Genomic DNA, 21470 nt, shown 5'->3' on the forward strand with positions numbered 1-21470 from the left:
TGTACCGCTTGGTCGACTTCTTGATCATGGAAGTTCACCTCCTCTCGGTTCCGTCGGGGTGATGCTCGCGAGGCCCAGCTCGTGGGCGAAGAACGCGAGCACGTCTGCGAAGTAGGACAACCGGCCGGTGCGTCCCCGCTCGCCGTGCCCCGCGCCCGCCTCGTGGCGCAGCAGCACCGGGCGGGACGAGCCGGAGGCGAACTGCAGCGCGGCGGCCATCTTCCGCGCGTGCAGCGGGTCGACGCGGGTGTCCTCGCCGAACGCCGACAGCAGGACGGCCGGGTACGGGATGCCGGGCACCACCCGGTGGTAGGGCGAGTAGCCGAGCAGCCAGCCGAGCTCCTCCGGGTCCTCCCGGCTGCCGAACTCCTCCCGCCAGTGCTCGCCGAGCCCGGTCAGCTCGTAGCGGGCCATGTCGAGGAGCGGCGCCGTGCAGGCGACGGCGGCGAACAGCTCGGGGCGCTGCGTCATCGCGGCGCCCGCGAGCAGGCCGCCCGCGCTGGCGCCGAACGCGCCCAGGCGGTCGTGGGTGGTGTGCCCGGTCTCGACCAGGTGGCCGGCCGCGGCGATGAAGTCGTCGATGCCGCGCTGCTTGTGCTCGCGGCGTCCCGCGTGGTGCCACGCCTCGCCGCCCTCGCCGCCGCCGCGCACGCAGGCGACCGCGAACAGGCCGCCCCGCCCTGCCCAGGCCAGGGCCGCCGCGTAGTAGTCGGCGATGCGCGGCTCCCCGAAGGCGCCGTAGCCCTCCAGGATCGTGGGCAGCGGTCCCGCCCGGTGCCAGGACGGGGCGAGCAGGAGGATCCGTACGGGGGTGCCGTCCGGGGAGACGCAGACCGTCTCGGACGCCCGCACCGGCGGCGTGACCGGGGCCGGGTGGCGGCGCCACGGCGTGCTGGAGCCGGTGCCGGCCTCGTAGCGGTAGACGGTCTCCGGGGTGACGCGGTCGGAGTACTCGTACCAGGCCTCGCCGCCGGGCACGCCGGGGACCAGGTCGGTGACGAGGCCGGGGCCGGGCAGCTCGACCTGGCCCAGGAGGCGGCCGGTGGCCGGGTCGTGGCGGGTCACGGCGCCGTGGCCGGCGACCGTCCAGTGGGCCAGCAGCAGGCCGTCGAGCACCGCGAACCCGTCCAGCACCGCTTCCGGGTCCTCGGGGATCAGCGTGCGCGGGCCGGCCGCGGCCTCCGACGGGTCGTCGTGCGGCGGCAGGTCGTGTGGCAGGTCGTTTTGTGACTGCAGGTCGTTTTGTGGCAGGTCGGTGACGAGGAGGCGGCCGCGGGGGGCGCCGGCGTCGGTCAGCAGGTACAGGCGGCCGCCGGGGGCCGGCCAGGCGGAGGTCCAGCCGTCCTCGGGCAGCGGCAGCCGGCGCAGGGCGGGCCGCTCGATCGAGCCGTCGCGCAGGTCGGCCACCCACACCTCGTTGGTCGCCGACAGCCCGGAGGCCACCTGGACGACCAGCAGCCGCCCGTCCGCCCCCACCAGCGCGTCCAGCTCGGCCGTACGGTCGGAGCCCGCGCCGGACACCACCGCGTCGGCTGCGGCGGGCTCCCCCACCCGGTGCAGGCAGACCCGCGGGCCGGAGCGCTCGTCGTGCCGCGTGTAGTAGAACGCGTCCCGCCCAGGCAGCCAGGCGACCGACGAGTAGCGGCAGCCGGCGATGGGCTCGTCCACGTCCCCCCCGGTCTCCACGTCGAGCACGCGCAGCGTGAACCGTTCGGATCCGCCCACGGCCGTCTGGTAGGCCATCAAGCGGCCGTCGGTGGAGGCGGACCAGTAGCCCAGCACCGTGCGCCGCTCCGGATCGGCGGCGTCCGGCTCGAACAGGGCGCGGTCGCCGTGCGAGTCGCGGACCATGAGCGCGTGGTGCTCCGCCCCGGGCCGCAGGCAGGTGTAGAAGGCCCGCCCGGCGCGGAACTGCGGCACCGACAGCCGCTCGAACGAGGTCAGGTGCCGCAGCTCGCGGAACCATCCGCCGACCGGCCAGCCGTCCCGCGCCCTGGCGAACAGGCGGGCCTGCGCCGCCAGCCAGTCGCGGGTCTCCGGCGAGTCCGGGTCCTCCAGCCATCGGTACGGGTCGGCCACCTCGCGCCCGCCGAGCAGTTCCCGTACGTCGTCCCGCCGTGCCACCGGTGCCGGCGCGAGGTGCGTGTCCATGACTCCCGGAGAACTCGTGACCTCGGACACTGTCCGGCTCCCTCCGTCGTCGTGCTGGCTGGGTCCGTTCCGCTGCCACCGAAGCTTCGTCCCGGGGTCTGGACGGGGCGCTGGACCCGCCGCTGGACCCGCCGCTGGACCCGCCGCTGGACCCGCCGCTGGACCCGCCGCTGGACCCGCCGCTGGACAGGGCACTGGCCGTCGCCCTGGAGAGCGTTGTGGACCTGGCGCTGGACGGTGCCCTGGGCGCATCGTTGGACGGGGCACTGGCGGAACCGCTGGACGGTAACCGGGGAACCGCTGGACGGGGTACTGGTGGGACCCCTGGAACGGATCCCGCACACGGATATTTCCGGATTTGTCATGAACTCGGACCTGTGCGCGTCATCCCCACCCGGCCGGACGACGAATGAGGGGGCGTCCCCGGCGGATCAAGACCGGGGCGGTCCGGCCACACCTCGCGGACAGCAACACTCGTGTTACTTCTGAGGAGGCGGGATGTCCGAAGGGCATGGAGAGGATGTCCGATTCGAGGTACTGGGGCCGCTGCGCGCGTGGCGTGCGCGGACCGGCCTGGCCCTGGGTTCCGGCCGGCGGCGGACCCTGCTGGCGGTCCTGCTGCTGCACGCCAACCGCCCGGTGAGCCGCGACAGGCTCATCGACGAGCTGTGGGGCGGGAACGTGCCCGCGTACGCCGTGAACCTGCTGCAGAAGCACATGTCCAGCCTGCGGGCGGGCCTGGAGCCGGGGCGGCGCGGGCGCGGGCCTTCCGGCGCGCTGGCCTGGACGGAGGCCGGGTACGTGCTGCGCGTGCCCCCGGGAGGGCTGGACCTGGAGGTGTTCGAGCAGGAGGTCAGGCGCGCCAGGGAGGCGCACGCCGCCGGTGACCTGACGGGCGCCTCCGGGGCGTACCACGCGGCGCTGCGGCTGTGGCGGGGGCCGGTCTGCGACGGCCTGTGCAGCCCGTTCCTCGACATGATGCGGGATCAGGTCGCCGAGCGGCGGATCGGCGCGATCGAGGAGTGCATGGAGGTGGACCTGGCGCTGGGCGGGCAGGCCGACCTCGTCGCCGAGCTGCGCTGGCTGGTGGCGCACCATCCGCTGCGCGAGCGGCTGCACGGCCTCCTCATGCTGGCCCTGTACCGGTCCGGTCGCCAGGCGGAGGCGCTGGCCGCCTTCCGGGACGCCCGGCGGCGGCTGCGCGAGGAGCTGGGCGTCGAGCCGACGGCCCTGCTGCAGACCCTCCACCAGCGCATCCTCGCCGCCGACCCCGACCTCATCCCCCTCCCCTCCCACCGCCCTCCGCCGGCCTCTCTCCCCACCGTCCCGCCCCCAGCACCGAACGCCACTCCCCCGCACGACCCGCCACCGCACCCCGCGCCGCAGAACGCCGCGCCACCGCACGGCTCGCCACCGCACGACTCGCCACCGCACGACTCGCCACCGCACGACAAGGCCCCGCATGACATGACCCCGTCCCGCGCCAGCACGCGCGGCTCGACGACAGACGGCTCAGCGCGAGGCCGCACCGCGGGGACCGGCACGGCGGCCTCGCATGGCTCGGGCACGCGGGGCCGGGCGGGCGGTCCGGCCTCGTCCGGACAGGGGCGGCGGGCGGCGGCGCGCACCCCGCGCCACTGGCCGACGCCCGCGCAACTCCCCCACGGGGTGCCCCAGTTCGTCGGCCGGAAGGCGGAGCTGGAGCGGCTCGACGCGCTACTGACCGGCGACCCGGGCCGGAGCCGGGCCGTGGTCCTCACCGGCATGGCGGGCGTGGGCAAGACGGCCCTGGCGATCCACTGGGCGCACCGGATCCGGCACCGGTTCCCCGACGGCCAGCTCTACGTGAACCTGCGAGGCTTCGACCCCACGGGGACCCCGATGGAGCCGACGGAGGCGATCCAGGGTTTCCTGGACACGTTCGCGATCAAACCGGACCAGCTCCCCAGCGGCCTGCACGCCCGCGCCGCGCTCTTCCGCAGCCTGCTCGCGGGCCGCCGGATGCTGATCGTGCTCGACAACGCCAGGGACGCCGAGCAGGTCCGCCCCTTGCTGCCCGGCGCGCCCGGCTGTCTCGTCGTGGTGACCAGCCGGGATCAGCTCACCGGCCTGGTGGCGGCCGAGGGCGCGCACGCGTTCGTGGTGGACCTGCTCCCGAAGGAGGAGGCGCGCCTGCTGCTCACCCGCCGCTCGGGTTCCCGCCTGCCCGGAACGTTCCAGAGCGGCCTGCTCCAGCCCGCCGCCCGGTGCCCGGCCGCGACACTGGACGACCCCGCGAACGGGGACGAGCACCGATTAGCCGGCGAGGCCGCGGCCGTGGACGAGATCGTCGCGTACTGCGGCCGCCTGCCGCTCGCCCTGTCCATCACCATCGCCCGCGCCGTCACCAACCCGAGCCTGCCGTTCGCCGCCCTGGCCGCGGAGCTGCGCGGCGCGCGGGCGCGCCTGGACCCGTTCGACGGCGGCGAGCAGGCCACGAACGTGCGGGCGGCGTTCTCCTGGTCCTACGGCCGGCTCACCCCGCCGGCCGCCCGCCTGTTCCGGCTGCTGGGGCTGCACCCGGGCCCGGACTTCAGCCCGGCCGCCGCCGCCAGCCTGGCCGGGCTGCCCCTGCAGGACGTCCGGCCGCTGGTGGCCGAGCTGGCCAGGACGAACATGCTGAGCGAGCGCGTCCCCGGCCGGTTCGCCTTCCACGGCCTGCTCCGCGCGTACGCGTGCGAGCTGAGCGACACGCAGGACACCCGCGACGAGCGAAGGACGACCCTGCACCGCCTGCTCGACCACTACCTGCACAGCGCCCACCAGGCCGGCCGCGTCCTGAGGCCGGGCCAGAGCCCGGACGCCGGCCTCGCCCCCGCCCTGCCGCTGGTGACACCGGAGGCGCCGGCCGGCAGGAGCGAGGCCAGGACGTGGTTCACCGCCGAGCACCTGGTGCTGCTCGCGGCGGCCCGGCGGGCGGCGGAGGCCGGCTTCCCCGCGCATGCCAGGCACCTGTCCTGGTCCCTGGCCTCCTTCCTCGGCCACCGCGGGACCTGGCGCGTGAAGGTCGCCCCCACCTCCCGCTGAGCCCGCGGCCGGTCCTCAGCTCACGACGCCGCTGAGCTCGTTCGGCGGCTGCGGCAGGGAGGTGCTCCTGGTGACCTCGCCGGAGGCGAAGTCCACCGCGTGCAGCCGCTTGCCCTCCGGGTCGCTGACGTAGACGACCTGGTCACGGACGAAGAGGTTCGGCCTGGGGCGCTGCCACTCCAGGGGCTCCTTCCACTCGCCGAGCACCTTGATGGTCCTGACGACCTTGCCCGCCGCCGGGTCGATGACGTGGACGGCGCCGTCGGTGCCGAGGACGAGGGCCTCGCCTCCCGGGCCGCGCGCCAGTGACCGGAAGGTGTAGCTCGTGCCGAGGTCCACCAGTTTCAGCGTGCCGGTCGTGGTGTCGATGAGGGAGACCTGGGTGGGCCGTTCCAGCTCGGCGTCCGGGTCCTTCTTGTAGTCGCCGAGGACGATCGGGGACAGGTCGGAGCCGGACTGGTTGCCGATCCTGCCGTACTCGTCGGGGCTGTCGATCTTGCTGATCCTGCCGTCCTTGTACAGCAGGACGCCGTCCTCGCAGCCGAGCACGACGGCCTCGTCCTGGGCGGTGGCCTCGCCGTGCACGCCGGGGCAGTCCTCGCTGCGGGTGATCTCCTTGCGCTGCGCGTCCAGGACGGCGATGCCGGTGCGCTTCTCCTCGGTGCCGAGGGTGACGACCAGCTCGCCGTTCTCCAGCGCGATCGCGACGCCGTGGTGGGCGGTCGCGGACTTGTACACCTCGCCCTTGGGCAGGCCGGCGGACAGCTCTGCCGGGTCGAACAGGGTGACCTCGCCGGTGCCGTCGGCGAACAGGACGGTCGTGCCGGCGTGCCGTACCACGTGTCCCGGCTTGGCGCCCTTGAACTCGTCGTCCTTCAGCGTCGCCGAGGCGGCGTCGAGCACCCGGAAGCCGGTCGAGGTGGAGACGAGCACGTGCCTGGCGTCCCCGGCGGGGTTGACGCGGTTGTATCCGGCGAGGGGGATGTCCTTGACCAGCTCCAGGCTCCGACCGTCGAGGACGTACAGGCCGCCGTCGTACGTCAGCACGACGGGGTCGGTCACGGCCGGCCCGGCGGCCGAGGCCGGCGGCTGGGTGGCGGCGGCGGCCTTCGTCGCGGGTTCCTGCGCGGTCCCGCAGGCGGTGAGCAGGAGGGCTCCGGCGAGCAGCGCCGCCGGGGCGGCGGTCCGGGTCATGGGTGGGTGCGCCTTTCTGTTGGAGGGGTGTCAGCGGCCGTTGAGGCCGTCGACGATGGCTTTCGTGTTGCTGCGGACCATTTCGAGGTACGTGGCCGCGCCCGGCGTCCTGCGGCTCAGCGACTCCGAGAACAGGGGGACGACCTGGACGTCCACGCCCGCCTCGGAGGCGAGCACCTGGGCGAGCCGGTCGGGCTGCGAGGAGTCGGCGAAGATCGCCTTGACGCCGGTGCGCCGGATCGTGTCCCTGAGCGACTTCAGGTCCGAGGCGCTCGGTGAGGCCAGCGTGGTGCCGCTGGGGATCACCGCGCCGACCACCTCGAAGCCGTAGCGCCGGGCGAAGTAGCCGAGGACGTGGTGGTTGGTCACCAGGCGGCGGGCCTGGTCCGGGATGGTGGCGACCTGCTGCCCGACCCAGGTGTCCAGCTGCTCGACCTGCCCCCGGTACGCCGCCGCGGCGGCCCTGACGGCGGCGGCGTCCACGCCGTCCACGTGCGCCACGACCTGCTCGGCGATGAGGTCCACGGCCCTGGCCATGCGCGCCGGGTCCGTCCAGAAGTGCGGGTCGGGCTGCCCCGCCGTCTCGTCGGCGGTGAACGTGATCGGCTCGGCCCGCTCCGCCACGGCCAGCGCGGGCACCCCGGCCCGCCGGGCGGCCTCGACGTTGCGCAGCACGCCCTCCTCCAGGCCGAGCCCGTTGTAGACGATCAGGTCGGCGGCCTCGATCCGCGCGGCCTCCTGGGCGGAGACGCCGAACGAGTGCGGGTCGGAGTCCGGTTTCATCAGCACGGTCACCTGGGCCTCGCCGCCGGCCACGGCCCGGGTGACGTCGCCGAGGATGTCGGTGGTGACCACGACGCTCGGGACGGACCCGCCGGCGTCCGAGCAGCCCGCCGCCGCCGTCGCGAGCACGAGCGCCGCCAGGATCCTGAACAGCGCGCTCACCGTCCGGTCTCCGTCATGTACGCGGGCGCGAGGCCCGGCCGGAGCGTCCTGGCGCGCCGGAGGTCGTCGTTGTAGTCGATCTCGTGGACGGCCTTGCCCGCCGGGTCGTTGACGTAGGCGCGGGCGGTGTCCACCTGGATGCGCACCGCCCCGGCCGGCGGGCCGGCCAGCAGCCTGGCCTTCGCGGTCTCCTTGCCGGTGACCGGGTCGTACGCGTGCAGGACGCCGTCCCCGGTGACGGCCAGGACCGGCGTGCCGTCGCCGGTGGCGTTCACCGCCACGGCCGGGCCGGTCTTCAGCAGCCGCCACGTCCTGGCGGTCACGTCCAGCACCCAGATCCCGCGCTCGCCCGCCTCGGCGGCCAGCGTCGAGCTGCCGGGACGGTGCAGGAACGTCCGCGCACGCTCACCCTCCCTTGTCCCGCGCGGGTAGCGGATCTTCACGCCCTCGAACTCGCCGTCCTTCCCGGTGACCAGGAGCGCGCCGTCGGCACAGCCGAACACCGCGCCGCGCCGCGTGACCGCCGTTCCCGCGGCGTCCGCGCAGCTCCCGACGGTGGTGCCGGGCTCGCCGGTCCTGGTCCTGGCCTGTACGGCACCGTCGTGCGCGACCAGCAGCCGCTCCCCGTACGGCACGACGGCGTCGGCCGCCAGCCGGCCCGTCTCGGCGAGCTCGCCCTGGTCCATGCGGGCGCGGTCGAACAGCCTCACCGTGCCGTCACCCGACCGCACGGCGGTGATCGCCGCATCGCCTGTCACGTCGTACGGCGGGCTGCCGGCGATCGTGCCGAGGTCGCGGGTGGCGGCCCGGTAGTAGTGCACGTGGTCACCGTGATCGACGGTCCAGCCGCCGCTGTCGATCACCCGCAGCGTGCCCGAGCCCGTGGTGAGGTAGGCGTAACGGCCGTCACTCGTGATCTCCCGCACGCTCTCGGCCGTGCCACTCGAACCCGGCGCCGCCGGGCTTTCCGCCACGCCGGCCGGCGGCGTGCTCTCGCCTGCTGCTGCGGCGGTAGCCGTGCTCTCGCCTGCTGCTGCGGCCGTGACCTCGGCGGTCTGGGCGGTGAGCAGGTCGAGCACGTGCGCCTTGCCCGTCTCCCCGTCGGACAGGACGAGCCGGAGCTGCGGCTCGGCCATCTCCTCCGCGCCTTCGACATACCCGTGCGGCACCTGTTCCGACGCGCCCGGTTCCGTACTGCCCGAGGTCGGTGCGCCTCCTTCCGAAGCGCAGCCCGCGAGCAGAACGCCTGCCGCGAGAATCGCGACGATCGCCCTGTTCAACTCGCCGCCCCCACCGCCCGCGCGGGCCGGCGCCGCAGGACGTCACCCAGCGCCGCCACGAAGAACAGCCCCACGGCCACGGCCGCGATGGTGGCCCCGGCCGCCGTGGCCGCGTGCCAGGACACGACCAGCCCCGCCACGGTCGAGACGATCCCGATCAGCGCCGCCCCGAGCATGATCGTCGGGATCCGTCGGGCCCACAGCGCGGCGGCGGCCGGCGGCCCGATCAGCAGCCCGAACACCAGCAACGTCCCGACGATGTGGAACGACGCCACGATCGCCACCGTGACCAGCCCGAGCAGCAGGACGTGCGCCGCCCGGGGCCGCATGCCCAGCGTGTGGGCCTTGCGCGGATCGAAGGCGAGCGCGACGAACAGCCGGTGCCCGAGCACCGCCACCGCGGCCGTGACCGCCAGCGCCGCCCCCAGCCCCGCCAGGTCCTGCCCGGTGACCGCGAGCACGTCCCCGAACAGGAACGCGGTCAGGTCCACCGCGAAGGACCGCGAGTGCGAGACCACGATCACGCCCAGGGACAACATCCCAGCGAAGAGCAGCCCGATGCTGGTGTCCTGCGACAACCGGGCGGACCGGCTCAGCACGCTCACCCCGTACGCCATGCCGCCCGCACTGAGCAGCGCCCCGATCAGGACGTTCACCCCGGCCATCGAGGCGAGCGCCACTCCGAGGAGCATCCCGTGCGACATCGCGTCGCCCAGGAAGGCCATGCCGCGCAGCACCACCCACGTCCCGGCGACCGCGCAGAGCATCGACACGAGGACGCCCGCCCATAGCGCTTGCCGGACAAACGACACCTGAAAGGGATCAAACAACCAATCCATATCCAGGACACTATAATGAAAACCGTTGTCGTTTCCAATCGAGCCGCATGATGGGCAACGCCACAGCCGCACCCAGGAAGGTCACGGCCACCAAACCTGCCCTGAGCAGGCCATCGATCCGGTCCCGCTCGGACCTCACCCACCGTCGTCAGCCGAACGGGCCAGAGCACGTCGACGCCGAACCATGCCGAATGGTGTCCCCATGCACGCGCTAAGCCGGGGATGTTCACGTCGTCCGGTCTCCCTCCGGTCTCCCCCGTCCGACCGATCCCCGCTGCATAGGCCGGTTTCTCCGACCGCCCCAACCAGCCCCAACATCCTGGTTCATCTGCAGGTCCCGAACCGCACACAGAAGGAAGTGACCAACGAGATGGAGCCCTCCACTTCCGGCAAGCGCCACCGACGCGTCGTGGAAACCGAGGAGTACGTCGCCATGCTGCACCGCATGGTGGACGCACTCGCCAAGCGCCTCTCCGACGACCCGGTTGGCCTGGTCCATGTAGAGCCCTTGCGCAAGCACCTGGGAGACGCCATGAACATCGCCGTCGCGATCAACCAGGAAAAGCCGCACGGCTACTCGTTCGGAGAACTGGCGAAGATCCTCAACATACGCCGAGAGTCCGTCTTCGAACGGGCGGCCAAGGGTCGCATGCTCCTCGCCAATATGCGCGCTCGCCTGGGCGTGAGCAGCCTGCGCCGGCATCGCGAAGCACGTCTCCAACGAGCGGTGCTCCCGGACCACAACCCAGCAGGAGGACGTCACCGGGCAAGCTCCAGCTGACCGGAAGCTGTGCACCGCTCCCACCGCAACCACCCTGATCGGGAGCTCTCCAAGACAACGGACTGCCCTTCAGCGCGTTGCGGCATGCCTCTCGACCGTGATCTCGGTTGAGGCCTCAAGCTGGCTGGCATGCCCCGGCGTGTCCCACTCTGGATCGGTTAGGGGTTGCCGCGACCGCCGGGCTTGCCTCGCTGCCACATTCACCCAGCCGACGTCTTGGCCCAGGTCATAGACGCCATACGGGATCGCGACCGGGGTATCAGCGAAGGTGAAGTCGTGATCGGGGGCCGTGATCGGCCGCTTCTTGGGCCGGCAGGTGCGGCCAGCTCGGGCGAAGTCACCGATCGGTTCCTTCTTCTTGGCGTCCACGCTCACCACCGGCGAACCGTCGGCGAGGAACTGTTCGACCGTGGTGTTGATGTGCTGGAACTGGGCGTCACGGTCGGGGACCTGGCTGCCGGCACGCCGCTTGGCCATGCCCTGGAGACTGAACCCCGCCGCACGCAGCAGATCGCCCACTGCCGGAGCACTGATCGGGTGCCCTGCCGCGGTTACGGGCCAGGTCCCGCAACGAGGCCGTGGTCCAGCGCAGCGGAGAAACCGGATCGCCGATCTCCCGCGGCTCGATCAACGCCTCAAGCGCTGGCACCAAGCCCGGGCCACGCTCAGCAGCCGGCTTGCGTCCGCCACCGGGACGGCGCACCCGGCCAGAACCGGTGCGCCACTCGCGAGTTCGAGGCGTCCCCGCGTGATGGTCGACTCCGACACCCCTGCCAGCCTGGCCACCACCACGATCCCGCCATGCCCGAGCGCATCAGCCTCAGCCGCCAGATACAAGCGGCGCTGCCGCTCGTCCAGATGCGGCAGCACGGCTGCGAACTTTACATCCAGGAGCGCCAGGTCCGTCTCAGATATCGCCATGGAAGGCCATTTAGCACGCGACTCACCGAAGTTGCATTGAAACTAGCAGTAATTGTCTTACGGATCCTCACCATTTGTAAGGTCGGCCCGGAGCGCGGTGCCGGTCTTGCGACCGGTCCGTTTCTCCGGACCGCCTTCCGAACCCGGCAGGCGATCGACGGCATCGCCGCCCTGTACGTGGAGCAGGACCTGGCGCCGCCCGCGCTCAACTCCGCCATGCTGTGCCGGTGGGAACACGGCACCATCGCGGTCGGGCCCGAGTACGCGGCACTGCTGTGCACCCTGTACGGGACAACAGCGGACAAGCTGGGACTGCCGAAGAAGCGGACTTCGGTGATGCACCCGCAACCCGGCGCCGGATCGGGGTACCGTGCCTCGCATTGGAGGCACGCGATGACCGATGACCAGTCCGCCGCCCTGACCGCCGTGCGCGAATCCGTCCAGCTCGCGATGGAAACCGATGGGCCAGCGGGCGGCCCGGCCACCCGCGACGCGTTCGACGCTGCGGTGCACTACTACGCGTTGCGCTACTCTTCCTTCCCTCCCGCGATGCTCGCCGCCGAAGTGCACCGCACCCGCACGCTGGTCACCCAGATGCTGCGTCGGCCGCAGTCCGACGCTGACCGTGCCGAGCTGCGCCGCCTGGCCGGCTGGCTGTCCGCGCTCGTCGGCAACACGGCCTTCCACGTGGCCGACTACGCGGCCGCGCAAATTCACTTCGCCACCGCAGCACGCCTGGGCGCGACGGTTGATGATCATCACCTGATCTGCTGGACACTCGGCGCGCACGCCATGACTGCTTACACCCAAGACCGTTTCCAGGCCGCGCTGGACCTGGCCGGCGAAGCGTTCGAGTACGCCACCACGCCGTTGCGCCGCGCCCAGATCATCGCGTGGGGCCAGCTCCGCGCGACCGCCGCGCTCGGCCCGTCCCGCCGCTCGGATGCCGCCGCCCTGGCGGGCCGTGCGCAGGACGAAATGGCCGCCGACCCGCACGGGGACATGCCGGGCCGGTTCGGGTTCGACACCGCCGAACTGCTGCTGCATCTCGGGGAGGCGGCCCTGCTCGTCGGCGACCACGCCCAGGCCCTCGCGCACGCCCGCGCTTCGCAGGACCACATCCCGCATGGCCGGCCCGGATGGGCGGCGGCTGTCCTGCTTGAAGCGCGCGGCGAAGCCGCCCGGCGCCGCTGGGCCGACGCCGCCGCCCTGGCGGGCGCGGTGCTCGACACCATCCCGGCGCAGTCCCTGCGGGAAACGGCCCGAGTACGGTTGCGCACCCTCGATCGCGAGCTCACCGCGGCAGGCGATCCCGGCGTTGAAGCCCGCGCCCTGCACGACCGGATCGCCGAACTGCCGGCACTCACGGGAATCAGCCAGACGAGCGACGAACCCAACGGCCTCGCGTAGGGAGCCGCCGCATGAGTGACGGCTTGGCCAGCCTGTGGCCGCTGCTCGCGCTCCGTATCACCACCCGGCGCCTTGTGCTGGCTATCCCCGACACGCCGGACCTGCTCAACCTGGCCGAAGCCTCCGGCGACCTCCAACCCGCCGGCCAGCCCCGCTACCAGCAGGCCTACCTGTACGAGCCGTCACCGCAGCGGGAGCGGCATCTGCTGCAGCGGCACTGGCGGGTCCTGGCCCACTGGCGGCCGGAAAGCTGGAACCTCCAGCTCGCCATCCGCGTCGACGGCCTCGCGGTCGGTTTGCAGAACATGTGGGCGGCCGACTTCGCGGCTGTCCGCACGGTCGAGACCGGCTCGTGGATCACCCGGACCCGCCAGGGCCACGGGTACGGGACCGAGGCCCGCGCTGCCGTCCTGGAACTGGCCTTCGCGCACCTGGGCGCGGTGGAGGCGCATACCTCCTACGTGGACGGCAACACGGCCTCCGAGCGGGTGTCGCGCAAGCTCGGCTACGCCGCCAATGGGCGCCGCGCCTACGCCGAGGACGGGAGAAGGGTCGTCGAGCATCGCATGCTGCTCGACGCGGTCGCGTGGGCGAACCACCGGATGCCCGGCATCACGGTCGACGGCGCGAGTGAGTGCTTGGCGCTGTTCGGGCTACGGGCTGAAGCACGCGACTCGTGACTCCCCAGGTCGTGTTCTACGCGCCTGGTCGCTTGCCGCTCCTGCGGCTTGCCTCGGCTCGCAGCTGCTCTAGCTCGGCGCGGGCCTCTGTGAGCTGCCTGTCCAGGTCGGCCCGCGTCGTGCTCTCCTCCTGTGAAATAACCCCTGTGTTCGTTGAGGGGTTGAGCGTGGCCGTAGCCGCAGGACCTGGGCTTACTTCCTGAGATCCCTGGTTCTTTCGAGATTGATGTGATTTCAGGAATCCTGAAGGTCTATCGTCCTCGTCGTTCGTCTTGCAGGGATGGCGAAGACGAGGAGGCCAGTTGGCGCTGGCGGTGGTGCGTGATCTTCGCGTGGCGCGAGCCCCAGCGACTCCGGACGATCTGGACGCGTTGGAGACCGACGTGCTGGCCGGGTTCGTACTCGCCCGCGCCGCGGCGGGCCTGTCGGATGGGACGATCAGCTCGGATGTGATGCATCTGGAGCAGGTGCGGGCCTGGTTCGGACGGCCGCTGTGGGACATGGACCCGGCCGATGCCGATACGTACTTCGGCAAGGTACTGCGGGCCACGGCCAAGGGCACCCGCCTGGCCCTGGCGCAGGCGCTCAAGACCTATTTCCTGTTCCTCGAACTACGGCACAAGGTGGAGATCCACCAGGCCACCGGACGGGTCGTCGAGTGCCCGATCGACGAGATGAACCGCCCCCGTGGCGGCCAGCAGCCCAGGCTGCGGATTCCGCCCACCGCCGATCAGGTCAGCCGGTTGTTCGCTGGCTGGCGAGAAGAGCTCTCGACCTGCCGCAAGTCCGCCCAGAGCGTCCGCACCCTCCTCGACCGGCTCATCATCGCCCTGGCCGCCATCCACGCCGCCCGCCCAAAGGCGATCCGCGAATTTCAACTCGACGACGTCGACCTAGGCAACCGCGGACTCACCATCGCCGGCCGCACCCGCCCGCTGGACGAACTCACCCGGCAGATCATCCTGCAATGGCTCGGCTACCGGAATCACCGCTGGCCCAGCACCGCCAACCAGCACTTGCTGATCAACAAGCAATCCGCCATGGAGACCGGCCCGGTCAGCAAGGTCTGGATGACCGAGTCCTTCCGCGGCCAGGCCGCAACCCTGGAACGGCTACGCGTCCACCGCCAACTCGACGAAGCCCTCGTCACCGGCGCAGACCCCCTGCACCTCGCGACGGTCTTCGGCCTCGACCCCAAGACCGCGATCCGCTACGCCGACAGCGCCCGGAAGCTATTGATCACCCTGGCCGAAGAACAAGACCCACCTAGTTCCGACGAACCCAAGGGTCAGAACCACCCATAGCCCCTGAACATTCTTGGGTTCAGCTTGAAGGACCTTCAGTTCGCGTGAACTCTGGGAGATCCCGGCCCTCCACTCCCGAACATGTCCCCAGCCGCCAGGTAGGGCTTGATCGCGCTGTACGACCCGCGGATGTCGGCGGGTCCGGCACGGCCGTGGCCGCAGTCTGTCCGGCGGCGTTCTGGAGGTTGATCGTGATGCTCAGCGGTGCGTCACGAACGGCAGCAGCCGACTGATCTCGTGGTCGACTGCCTCCTGTTGGGCTGGCGACAGCGGCCGGAACGGGGTGAGCCGTACCTTGCCTGCGGTGAAAGACCAGGTGCCGTGGACGTAGCCGTCGATGAGCACGGTGGGCAGCACTCTGGCCTGGCCGGGGGTGACGTGCTTGCGGTCGGCGTCGGCGATGATGCGGCTGCGGTCGGCGTGGCCCAGGAGGGCGTTGTCGTAGGCGGGCAGTAGCCGCACCGGGGCGGGGGTATCGGGGTCGGGGAGCGGGGCGTCGGGCAGGTCGAGCAGGCGTTGGCCGTCGGGACCGGTGTAATGGCGCAGACCGGCTCCCATCTCCGAGATGATCTGGTCCAGCCGGGTCAACCCGCACCACGCCTGGACGTCCGCCACGGTGGCGGGGCCGAAGGCGGCCAGATAGCGGCGAATCAGGTCGCGGAGGGCGGCGGGGTGAGAGGCGTCGATCGGGGCGGCGCTGACGGTGACCGATGAGCGGGTACCCCAGCCGCCCCACGACGCGGTGGCCGGATCGTGGATGAGCGGGGTACGTAGTTCGATCTCTCCGGCCAGGATCCGGCCGTCGCGGTCCGGGTGCAGGCTCGCCAGGTGCCTGGCGAGATCCTTTCTGGGCAGCGGCCCGGTCCGCAGCAGGGCGTCTCCCTGGGCCACCAGCGTTTCGGGGTCGAGCCCGGCGTTGTTGCGCCGGAAGTACGCCGAGCCGGCGGTGCGATTCAGGACGGGCTGCAGCACCGGCCGCAGTCGGCGGAAGTCGTCGGCTGCGGCAAGGTGCATCGTGCTGCGCAGGAAGCCGGAGCGTACCACCTGCCCCTGCGCGAGCAGGGTGGTGAGGTCGGCGTGCGCGAAGGTGCGGATCCGGGTCCACAGGCCGACGTAGGGCCAGTTCGGCTCCTGCGCCTGCATGGCGACCAGGTGGCCGATCATCTCCAGGGCCGTCAGGTCGGCCCGCTCCAGCAGGAACTGCCGCTGGAGCAGTGCCCGGTTGAGTACCCGGCGGGACAGGGCGGTCATGCCAGCCGTACCGAGACGTTGCCTCGGTACTCGCCCCGCAGCATGGCCAGGAACGCGCCGGGCACGCCGTCGATGCCGGTCTCGACCACGGTGCGCGGGTAGACGAAGCGGCCCTGGCCGAGCGCGGTGCTGAAGTGCTGGTGCCAGGCGGCGATCTGGTCGGGGGTGTGATGGCAGGAGAACGGCAGCAGTTCGACCCCTCTGGCCTGGGCAGCCTCGCGGTCGGGCTCGGGGAAGCGGTCGGCGGCGTCGCCCAGCTGAGTGGACAACGACCCGCACAGCGCGAACCTGGCACCTGGCGCGGCGACTTCGAGTGCGGCGTCGTACAGGGCGCCGCCCACGGTGTCGAAGAAGACGGTGATGCCCTCCGGGGCGAGCTCCTTGAGCGCGGCGATCGGGTCGTGGTGGTAGTCGAAGGCGGCGTCGAAGCCGAGTTCGTTCACGAGGTAGTCGGTCTTGGCCTGGCTGCCCGCACTGCCGATCACCTTCTTGGCGCCTAGGTTGCGGGCGATCTGCCCGGCCAGCGAGCCGACGCCGCCGGCCGCGCCGGAGACGAACACGACGTCGCCCTGGCCGACCTTGGCCACGTCCGCCATGCCGTAGTAGGCGGTCGGGCCCTGGCCCAGGTAGTAGCTCGGGTCGGGGTAGGCGTCCTTGTCCAGCTTGACGTAGGAGGCCGCCGGTCCCGCCGAGTGCGTGCTCCAGCCGCTCATCGACTGGACCAGGTCGCCCTCCCGCAGGTCGGGGCTGGTTGAGCTCAACACGGTGCCGATCGCCATGACGCCCACCCGCTGGCCGGGCTGCCAGGCCGGGATCGGCAGGTGGCAGTCGGCGCGCATGAGCTCGAGGTAGGTGGCGGCCAACCCCAGGTAGTCGGTGCGGACCACGACCTCGCCCTCGACATCGGCCTGGACGACGGTGAAGTGCTCGGGACCGGGGACGGCGGCGATCTGGGCGGTCAACTGGATCTCGTTGTTCTTCATGGTGACCACGCTAACGAGACTTCCGGTCAGTTTTTGACCGGAAGCTGGGGGATCATAGTGATATGGCCAACACGAGTTCCCGCACGCTCACTCTGCTGTCGTTGCTCCAGACGCACCGCCACTGGCCGGGCGCGGATCTGGCGGATCGCCTCGGCGTATCGGATCGCACGCTGCGCCGCGATGTCGATCGACTGCGTGAGCTGGGCTATCCGGTACGTGCCTCACGGGGCACCGACGGCGGCTACCAACTGGAGCCGGGGGCGGTCCTGCCGCCGCTCCTGCTGGATGACGAGGAAGGCGTCGCGCTCGCAGTCGGCATGGGAGACGCGGCGCAGAGCGGGATCGTCGGGCTGGACGAGGCTGCCGTGCGCGCGCTGACCAAGGTGGTGCAGGTCCTGCCACCCCGCCTGCGGGCCAGAGTGAACGCCCTGCGCGCGATGACCGTCTCGGCGGCGCCCGCCGGGCCGGTCATCCCGGCGGAGACGCTGACGATGATCGCCCAGTCGTGCCGGGACCGGGAACGGCTGCGCTTCCACTACACCGCGCGCGGCGGCGCGCCGACGGAACGCGAGGTGGAACCCCATCGCCTTGTCGCGCTCGGGGGTCGCTGGTATCTGGTGGCCTACGACCTGACCAGGCACGACTGGCGTAGCTTCCGTCTCGACCGGCTCGCGCAGCCGCGCAACACCGGCGTCCACTTCCTGCCGCGGCCGTTGCCCGGCGGGGACGTCGCCGCCTTCGTCCGCACCGCGGCCCAGGTCCCCACCACCCGCACCGTGGTCGCGCTGGTCCACGCACCCGCGGAACACGTGCGCGGGAAGGTCGGTCAATGGGGCGAGATCGAGGCGATCGACCGCGATCGCTGCCGGCTCACTATGACCTCCACCAGCCTTGACTGGCCCACGCAGGCGCTCGGCAACGTCGGAGCCGAATTCGAGGTGCTCGAACCGGCGGACTTCGTCGAGCACCTGCGAGATTGGGGCACCCGCTTTCTCAACGCCGTTGCCAGATCGGCGGATCCCCGCCGGTCCTGCACTCCCGGACGTGCCCCCGGCCCCGGCGTAGGTTGATCTAGCCCCTCGCGGAGTGGCGGAATTACAAGATTTAGCGACACCCCAGCCACAGTCACCGCTCCGAGACGATCAAGAATCGCAATCGTGATGTCTCACTCCGCTACCTGGCGGCTGGGGGCATGTTCGGGAGCGGAGGGCCTGAAGGGGACGTGACGTGCGGCCCGCCTACGACCTGACCAACCCATACGACGCCCGCCGCTTCCTGATCGAGGAGAGCCCGAACACGCGCTTCGTGCCCTCGGGGCACGCCACGCACGACGCCGGGAAGATCACCAACGTTCACAACCTGACCGACCCGGGCCGGTTCGACGACGCCCGGCCTTCCGGCGATGAGGCCCTGGCCGCCTTGACCCTTCTTGCCGACCTGCGCGGCTGGCTGGCCGATGTCGAGCCCGACCTGATCGCCGCGGCCCGCGACGCCGGCGTCACCTGGGACGCGCGTCCACCTCGATCACGCCGTCCGGGCCTTGCAGGCACCACTCGCCGTCCTCGCGCCACAGGCACAGGTCGTCGTTCAATCAGGCGGAGCGCGCCGAACTGTAAGCGGTGCGGGCCTCGCGCAGGGCGCCCAGCAGGGTACGACCGGTGGGTTGGGCATCTGCAGGACACCTCATGATTCGCCAACCCGGACATAGTTGCCCTCCTGTGACATAACCGGACCAACTTAGCCGATACCATCCCATTCGCCACTGATCTACGATCAAATGCCTTATTGATCTTTATGCCTGGAGGTTGGGTGCGAATCCCCCATAAGGGACGCCTTTGCATGCCCAAAAAGGGTCAGCAGGATACCGGGCAACCGCGGTAACCGGTCTTTTGACGGCGTTACTCCTGTCCACCAGCCCCGCAGCTGAGGCAGCCATCCCCTTATCCGCAGCCCTCACGCCAAGTTCGGCGGCCGAACCGCAACCCGTAGCCGAACGGCCCGATCGCGTCTCTGCAGCCCTGACCGCGCGTCTACAGGGCAGCCGCGTCCTGGTCACAACCGAGACCACCGAGGGTGGATTCAATCGGTGCTCGCAACACCTCGTCGTTGGAGGTGTTGGTGCATGGGCGTGGGCAAGAAGCAGCAGGCCGTCCGGTTGTATCGCGGGCAGATCCCCTCGCCGGGACGGCCGACTGTTGCCTGGAGGCAGGATCGCGTGCGGTTCTGGCACGCGATCGCACGAGGGGTGAGTTCGGAGGACGCCGCGGTGGGGATCGGCGTGTCGCCTGCGGTGGGGACGCGCTGGTTTCGCCAGGCTGGTGGGGTGGGACCGTGCCTTGCCCCGACGGTGTCGGGTCGTTACCTGTCGTTCGCGGAGCGGGAAGAAATCGCCTTATGCCGTGCCCAGAAGCTCGGCGTGCGCGAGATCGCGCGGCGCCTGGGGCGCTCACCCTCGACGATCTCGCGCGAGCTGCGGCGCAATGCCTCGACGCGGACGTATGACGTGGATTATCGGGCGACGGTCGCGCAATGGCACGCCGAACGTCGGGCTCGTCGGCCGAAGACCGCCAAACTAGCGGACAACCAGCAGCTGCGCGAGTATGTGCAGCAGCGGCTGGCGGGACAGGTTCGCCGGCCGGACGGCACGCCGGTGGCGGGGCCGCAGACAGCGCCCTGGAAGGGACGCAACAAACCTCACCGTCAGGACCGCCGCTGGGCGACGTCGTGGAGCCCGGAACAGATCTCCCACCGGCTGAAGGTCGATTTCCCCGAGGACGACACCATGCGGATCTCACACGAGGCGATCTATCAGGCCCTGTTCATTCAGGGGCGTGGCGCGCTCAAGCGGGAGCTGGTCGCGTGCCTGCGCACCGGGCGTGCGCTGCGGGTGCCGCGGGCCCGCGCCCGGAAGAAGGCCGGCGGCCACGTGACCTCTGAGGTGCTGATCAGCGAGCGGCCCGCCGAGGCCGGGGACCGCGCGGTTCCCGGCCATTGGGAGGGCGACCTCATCATCGGCACCGGCCGGTCGGCGATCGGCACGCTGGTGGAGCGCACGACGCGGTTCACCCTGCTGTTGCACCTGCCTCGGATGGAGGGCTTCGGCACGCAGGAACGGGTGAAGAACGGCCCGGCGCTGGCCGGCCGCGACGCCGAGGCCGTGCGAGATGCGATCACCAAAGAGATCACCGGGTTACCCGAGCAGCTACGTCGCTCACTGACCTGGGACCGGGGAACGGAGCTGGCCCAGCATGCTCAGCTGCATATCGACACCGGCTTGCCGGTCTACTTCGCCGACCCTCATAGCCCTTGGCAGCGTGGCACCAACGAGAACACCAACGGCCTGCTGCGGCAGTACTTTCCCAAGGGCACCGACCTGTCACGCTGGGATGCCGAGGAGTTGGCGGCTGTTGCGTTCGCGCTCAACACCAGGCCGAGAAAGACCCTCGGATGGAGAACCCCCGCAGAAGCCTTCAGCGAGCACCTAGACTCGGTGCTGAACAGCAGTGTTGCGACGACTAATTGAATCCGAGAACTACACCAGCGAAGAGTTCGGCCGCGTCCTGACCGGCCTGGGCATCCGCCGCTCGGTCGGCCGCACCGGGGTCTGCTGGGACAACGCGATGGCCGAGTCGTTCTTCTCCGCGCTCAAGAACGAGTGGCTGCACCGCTTCGTCTTCACCACCCGCGCCAAGGCGAAACGGCAGGTCATCCGCTATATCGAAGGGTTCTACAACCACCGGCGCCTGCACTCGGCGCTCGGCTACCGGCCTCCTTTGGAGGTACTCAACGAGTTCCTTTCAACCCAAACAGCCGCATAGGCTACGCCCATAAGACGGCTGTCCGGAATCTCCGTGGCCCCTCACCGTCGGGCGCCAGGAGCTTATCCGCCCGTTGCGACACTGTCGCTAGTGCTCATCAGGCCGTAGGGGACCGACATTGGCCGCGGGCATCTCCAGGAGGTCGCGCAGCTCGGCGTTCTCGGCGGTGAGCAGGCTGACGGCACGGACCAGCGCGGGGACGTCTTCCTTGATCTGGGAGAGTTCCTTGTTCTTGTTCGCAACGGTCTTCTTCAGCTTCGCGATCTGCTCGCGCAGCCGGACCTCGACGTCCGGTGCGGCCACGTCCACGGACGTGGTGTATGAATCGATCTTCGCGTGATCCTGTTTCTGCAGGTTAAGCGGTAAGTGTGTGCGGAAGTGGATTTGGGGTCGGTGTGTCGCCGGTGATCAGCCGGACGCGGGCTTTGGCGAGGATGTCCAGGCCCATGTAGCGGCGGGCTTCGGTCCATTCGTCGGTCTGTTCGGCCAGCACCGCGCCGACCAGCCGGATGATCGAGGGCCGGTCGGGGAAGATGCCCACCACGTCGGTGCGGCGGCGGATCTCTTTGTTCAACCGTTCCTGCGGATTGTTCGACCAGATCTGCCGCCAGGTCTCACGCGGGAAGGCAGCGAAGGCGAGCAGGTCCTCGCGGGCGGCGTCCAGATGTTCACATGCGGCCGGATACTTCGCCTCCAGGGCGTCGATGACCCAGGCGTGCTGGGCGCGAACTTGCTCGGCGGCAGGCTGGTCGAAGATGGTGCGCACCAGGGTGGCCACCCACGGCTGGGCCGACTTGGGCACGGTGGTGAGCAGATTGCGCAGGTAGTGGAGCCGTCAAGAAATAAG

At 70.9% G+C, this 21470-nt stretch carries 17 protein-coding genes and 2 pseudogenes; 9 read left to right on the forward strand and 10 right to left on the reverse strand.

Annotated features, from left to right (window positions below; translation table 11 throughout):
* Positions 1-24: 24 nt before the first annotated feature.
* On the reverse strand, positions 25-2151 hold the full coding sequence (locus HD593_RS29745; protein ID WP_185105326.1) for a prolyl oligopeptidase family serine peptidase: 2127 nt from the start codon (positions 2149-2151) through the stop codon (positions 25-27).
* 498 nt (positions 2152-2649) lie between these two features.
* Between HD593_RS29745 and HD593_RS29750 the strand changes: the two genes are divergently transcribed.
* Positions 2650-5217 carry an AfsR/SARP family transcriptional regulator gene (locus HD593_RS29750; protein WP_185105327.1) on the forward strand — a complete coding sequence of 856 codons (2568 nt, stop codon included), beginning with the start codon at positions 2650-2652 and terminating at the stop codon, positions 5215-5217.
* A 15-nt stretch (positions 5218-5232) separates the two neighbouring features.
* Here HD593_RS29750 and aztD read toward each other — a convergent pair whose 3' ends face one another.
* The 4 genes from aztD to aztB form a co-directional block, all read right to left on the reverse strand.
* Positions 5233-6411, reverse strand: a complete 1179-nt coding sequence (gene aztD / locus HD593_RS29755) for a zinc metallochaperone AztD (protein ID WP_185105328.1) — start codon at positions 6409-6411, stop codon at positions 5233-5235.
* A gap of 30 nt (positions 6412-6441) precedes the next feature.
* Positions 6442-7356 (reverse strand): zinc ABC transporter substrate-binding protein AztC, encoded by a 915-nt coding sequence (gene aztC / locus HD593_RS29760; RefSeq protein ID WP_185105329.1) that lies wholly within the window; start codon positions 7354-7356, stop codon positions 6442-6444.
* Positions 7353-8492, reverse strand: a complete 1140-nt coding sequence (locus tag HD593_RS29765) for a WD40 repeat domain-containing protein (RefSeq protein ID WP_185105330.1) — start codon at positions 8490-8492, stop codon at positions 7353-7355. The genes aztC and HD593_RS29765 overlap by 4 nt, the downstream gene beginning before the upstream one ends.
* A 140-nt stretch (positions 8493-8632) precedes the next feature.
* A complete protein-coding gene (aztB, locus tag HD593_RS29770; RefSeq protein WP_185105331.1) occupies positions 8633-9475 on the reverse strand; it encodes a zinc ABC transporter permease AztB in 843 nt (280 codons plus the stop codon).
* Positions 9476-9833: 358 nt separating this feature from the next.
* Here aztB and HD593_RS29775 point away from each other — a divergent pair, with 358 nt between their 5' ends.
* Positions 9834-10256, forward strand: a complete 423-nt coding sequence (locus tag HD593_RS29775) for a hypothetical protein (protein WP_185105332.1) — start codon at positions 9834-9836, stop codon at positions 10254-10256.
* Positions 10257-10451: 195 nt separating this feature from the next.
* Here HD593_RS29775 and HD593_RS64540 read toward each other — a convergent pair.
* A pseudogene (locus tag HD593_RS64540) lies at positions 10452-11177 on the reverse strand (ISAzo13 family transposase); the annotation flags it as partial.
* Between HD593_RS64540 and HD593_RS60470 the strand changes: the two are divergent.
* The 3 genes from HD593_RS60470 (at position 11058) to HD593_RS29795 (ending at position 14571) form a co-directional block, all read left to right on the forward strand.
* Complete coding sequence (locus tag HD593_RS60470) at positions 11058-12587, forward strand: NsdA family TPR-like regulatory protein (protein ID WP_221525044.1); 1530 nt, start codon at positions 11058-11060, stop codon at positions 12585-12587. The pseudogene HD593_RS64540 and the gene HD593_RS60470 overlap by 120 nt on opposite strands.
* Before the next feature lie 11 nt (positions 12588-12598).
* Positions 12599-13267 (forward strand): GNAT family N-acetyltransferase, encoded by a 669-nt coding sequence (locus HD593_RS29790; protein ID WP_185105333.1) that lies wholly within the window; start codon positions 12599-12601, stop codon positions 13265-13267.
* Between the two features lie 302 nt (positions 13268-13569).
* The gene (locus HD593_RS29795; protein WP_185105334.1) at positions 13570-14571 is read left to right on the forward strand and encodes a hypothetical protein; all 1002 of its coding nucleotides are present in this window, start codon (positions 13570-13572) and stop codon (positions 14569-14571) included.
* Positions 14572-14769: 198 nt separating this feature from the next.
* Here the strand turns inward: HD593_RS29795 and HD593_RS29800 are convergent, their stop codons facing one another.
* Positions 14770-15822 (reverse strand): winged helix DNA-binding domain-containing protein, encoded by a 1053-nt coding sequence (locus HD593_RS29800; RefSeq protein WP_185105335.1) that lies wholly within the window; start codon positions 15820-15822, stop codon positions 14770-14772.
* On the reverse strand, positions 15819-16805 hold the full coding sequence (locus tag HD593_RS29805) for an MDR family NADP-dependent oxidoreductase (protein WP_185105336.1): 987 nt from the start codon (positions 16803-16805) through the stop codon (positions 15819-15821). Before HD593_RS29805 ends, HD593_RS29800 begins: the two co-directional genes overlap by 4 nt.
* A 62-nt stretch (positions 16806-16867) precedes the next feature.
* Here HD593_RS29805 and HD593_RS29810 point away from each other — a divergent pair, with 62 nt between their 5' ends.
* The 4 genes from HD593_RS29810 to HD593_RS29825 all read left to right on the forward strand — a co-directional run bounded on the left by HD593_RS29810 (position 16868) and on the right by HD593_RS29825 (position 20623).
* Positions 16868-17875, forward strand: coding sequence for a helix-turn-helix transcriptional regulator (locus HD593_RS29810; protein WP_185105337.1), 1008 nt, complete (start codon positions 16868-16870; stop codon positions 17873-17875).
* 157 nt (positions 17876-18032) lie between these two features.
* A complete protein-coding gene (locus HD593_RS29815) occupies positions 18033-18494 on the forward strand; it encodes a hypothetical protein (protein ID WP_185105338.1) in 462 nt (153 codons plus the stop codon).
* 433 nt (positions 18495-18927) lie between these two features.
* On the forward strand, positions 18928-20328 hold the full coding sequence (locus HD593_RS29820) for an IS30 family transposase (protein ID WP_185105339.1): 1401 nt from the start codon (positions 18928-18930) through the stop codon (positions 20326-20328).
* Positions 20309-20623 (forward strand): integrase core domain-containing protein, encoded by a 315-nt coding sequence (locus HD593_RS29825; RefSeq protein ID WP_185105340.1) that lies wholly within the window; start codon positions 20309-20311, stop codon positions 20621-20623. The genes HD593_RS29820 and HD593_RS29825 overlap by 20 nt, the downstream gene beginning before the upstream one ends.
* Positions 20624-20710: 87 nt before the next feature.
* Here the strand turns inward: HD593_RS29825 and HD593_RS29830 are convergent, their stop codons facing one another.
* The gene (locus HD593_RS29830) at positions 20711-20932 is read right to left on the reverse strand and encodes a hypothetical protein (protein WP_185105341.1); all 222 of its coding nucleotides are present in this window, start codon (positions 20930-20932) and stop codon (positions 20711-20713) included.
* Positions 20933-20978: 46 nt separating this feature from the next.
* Positions 20979-21458 (reverse strand): annotated as a pseudogene (locus HD593_RS29835) (transposase); the annotation flags it as partial.
* Positions 21459-21470 lie beyond the last annotated feature (12 nt).

The sequence above is a fragment of the Nonomuraea rubra genome, assembly GCF_014207985.1.
GTDB lineage: Bacteria > Actinomycetota > Actinomycetes > Streptosporangiales > Streptosporangiaceae > Nonomuraea > Nonomuraea rubra.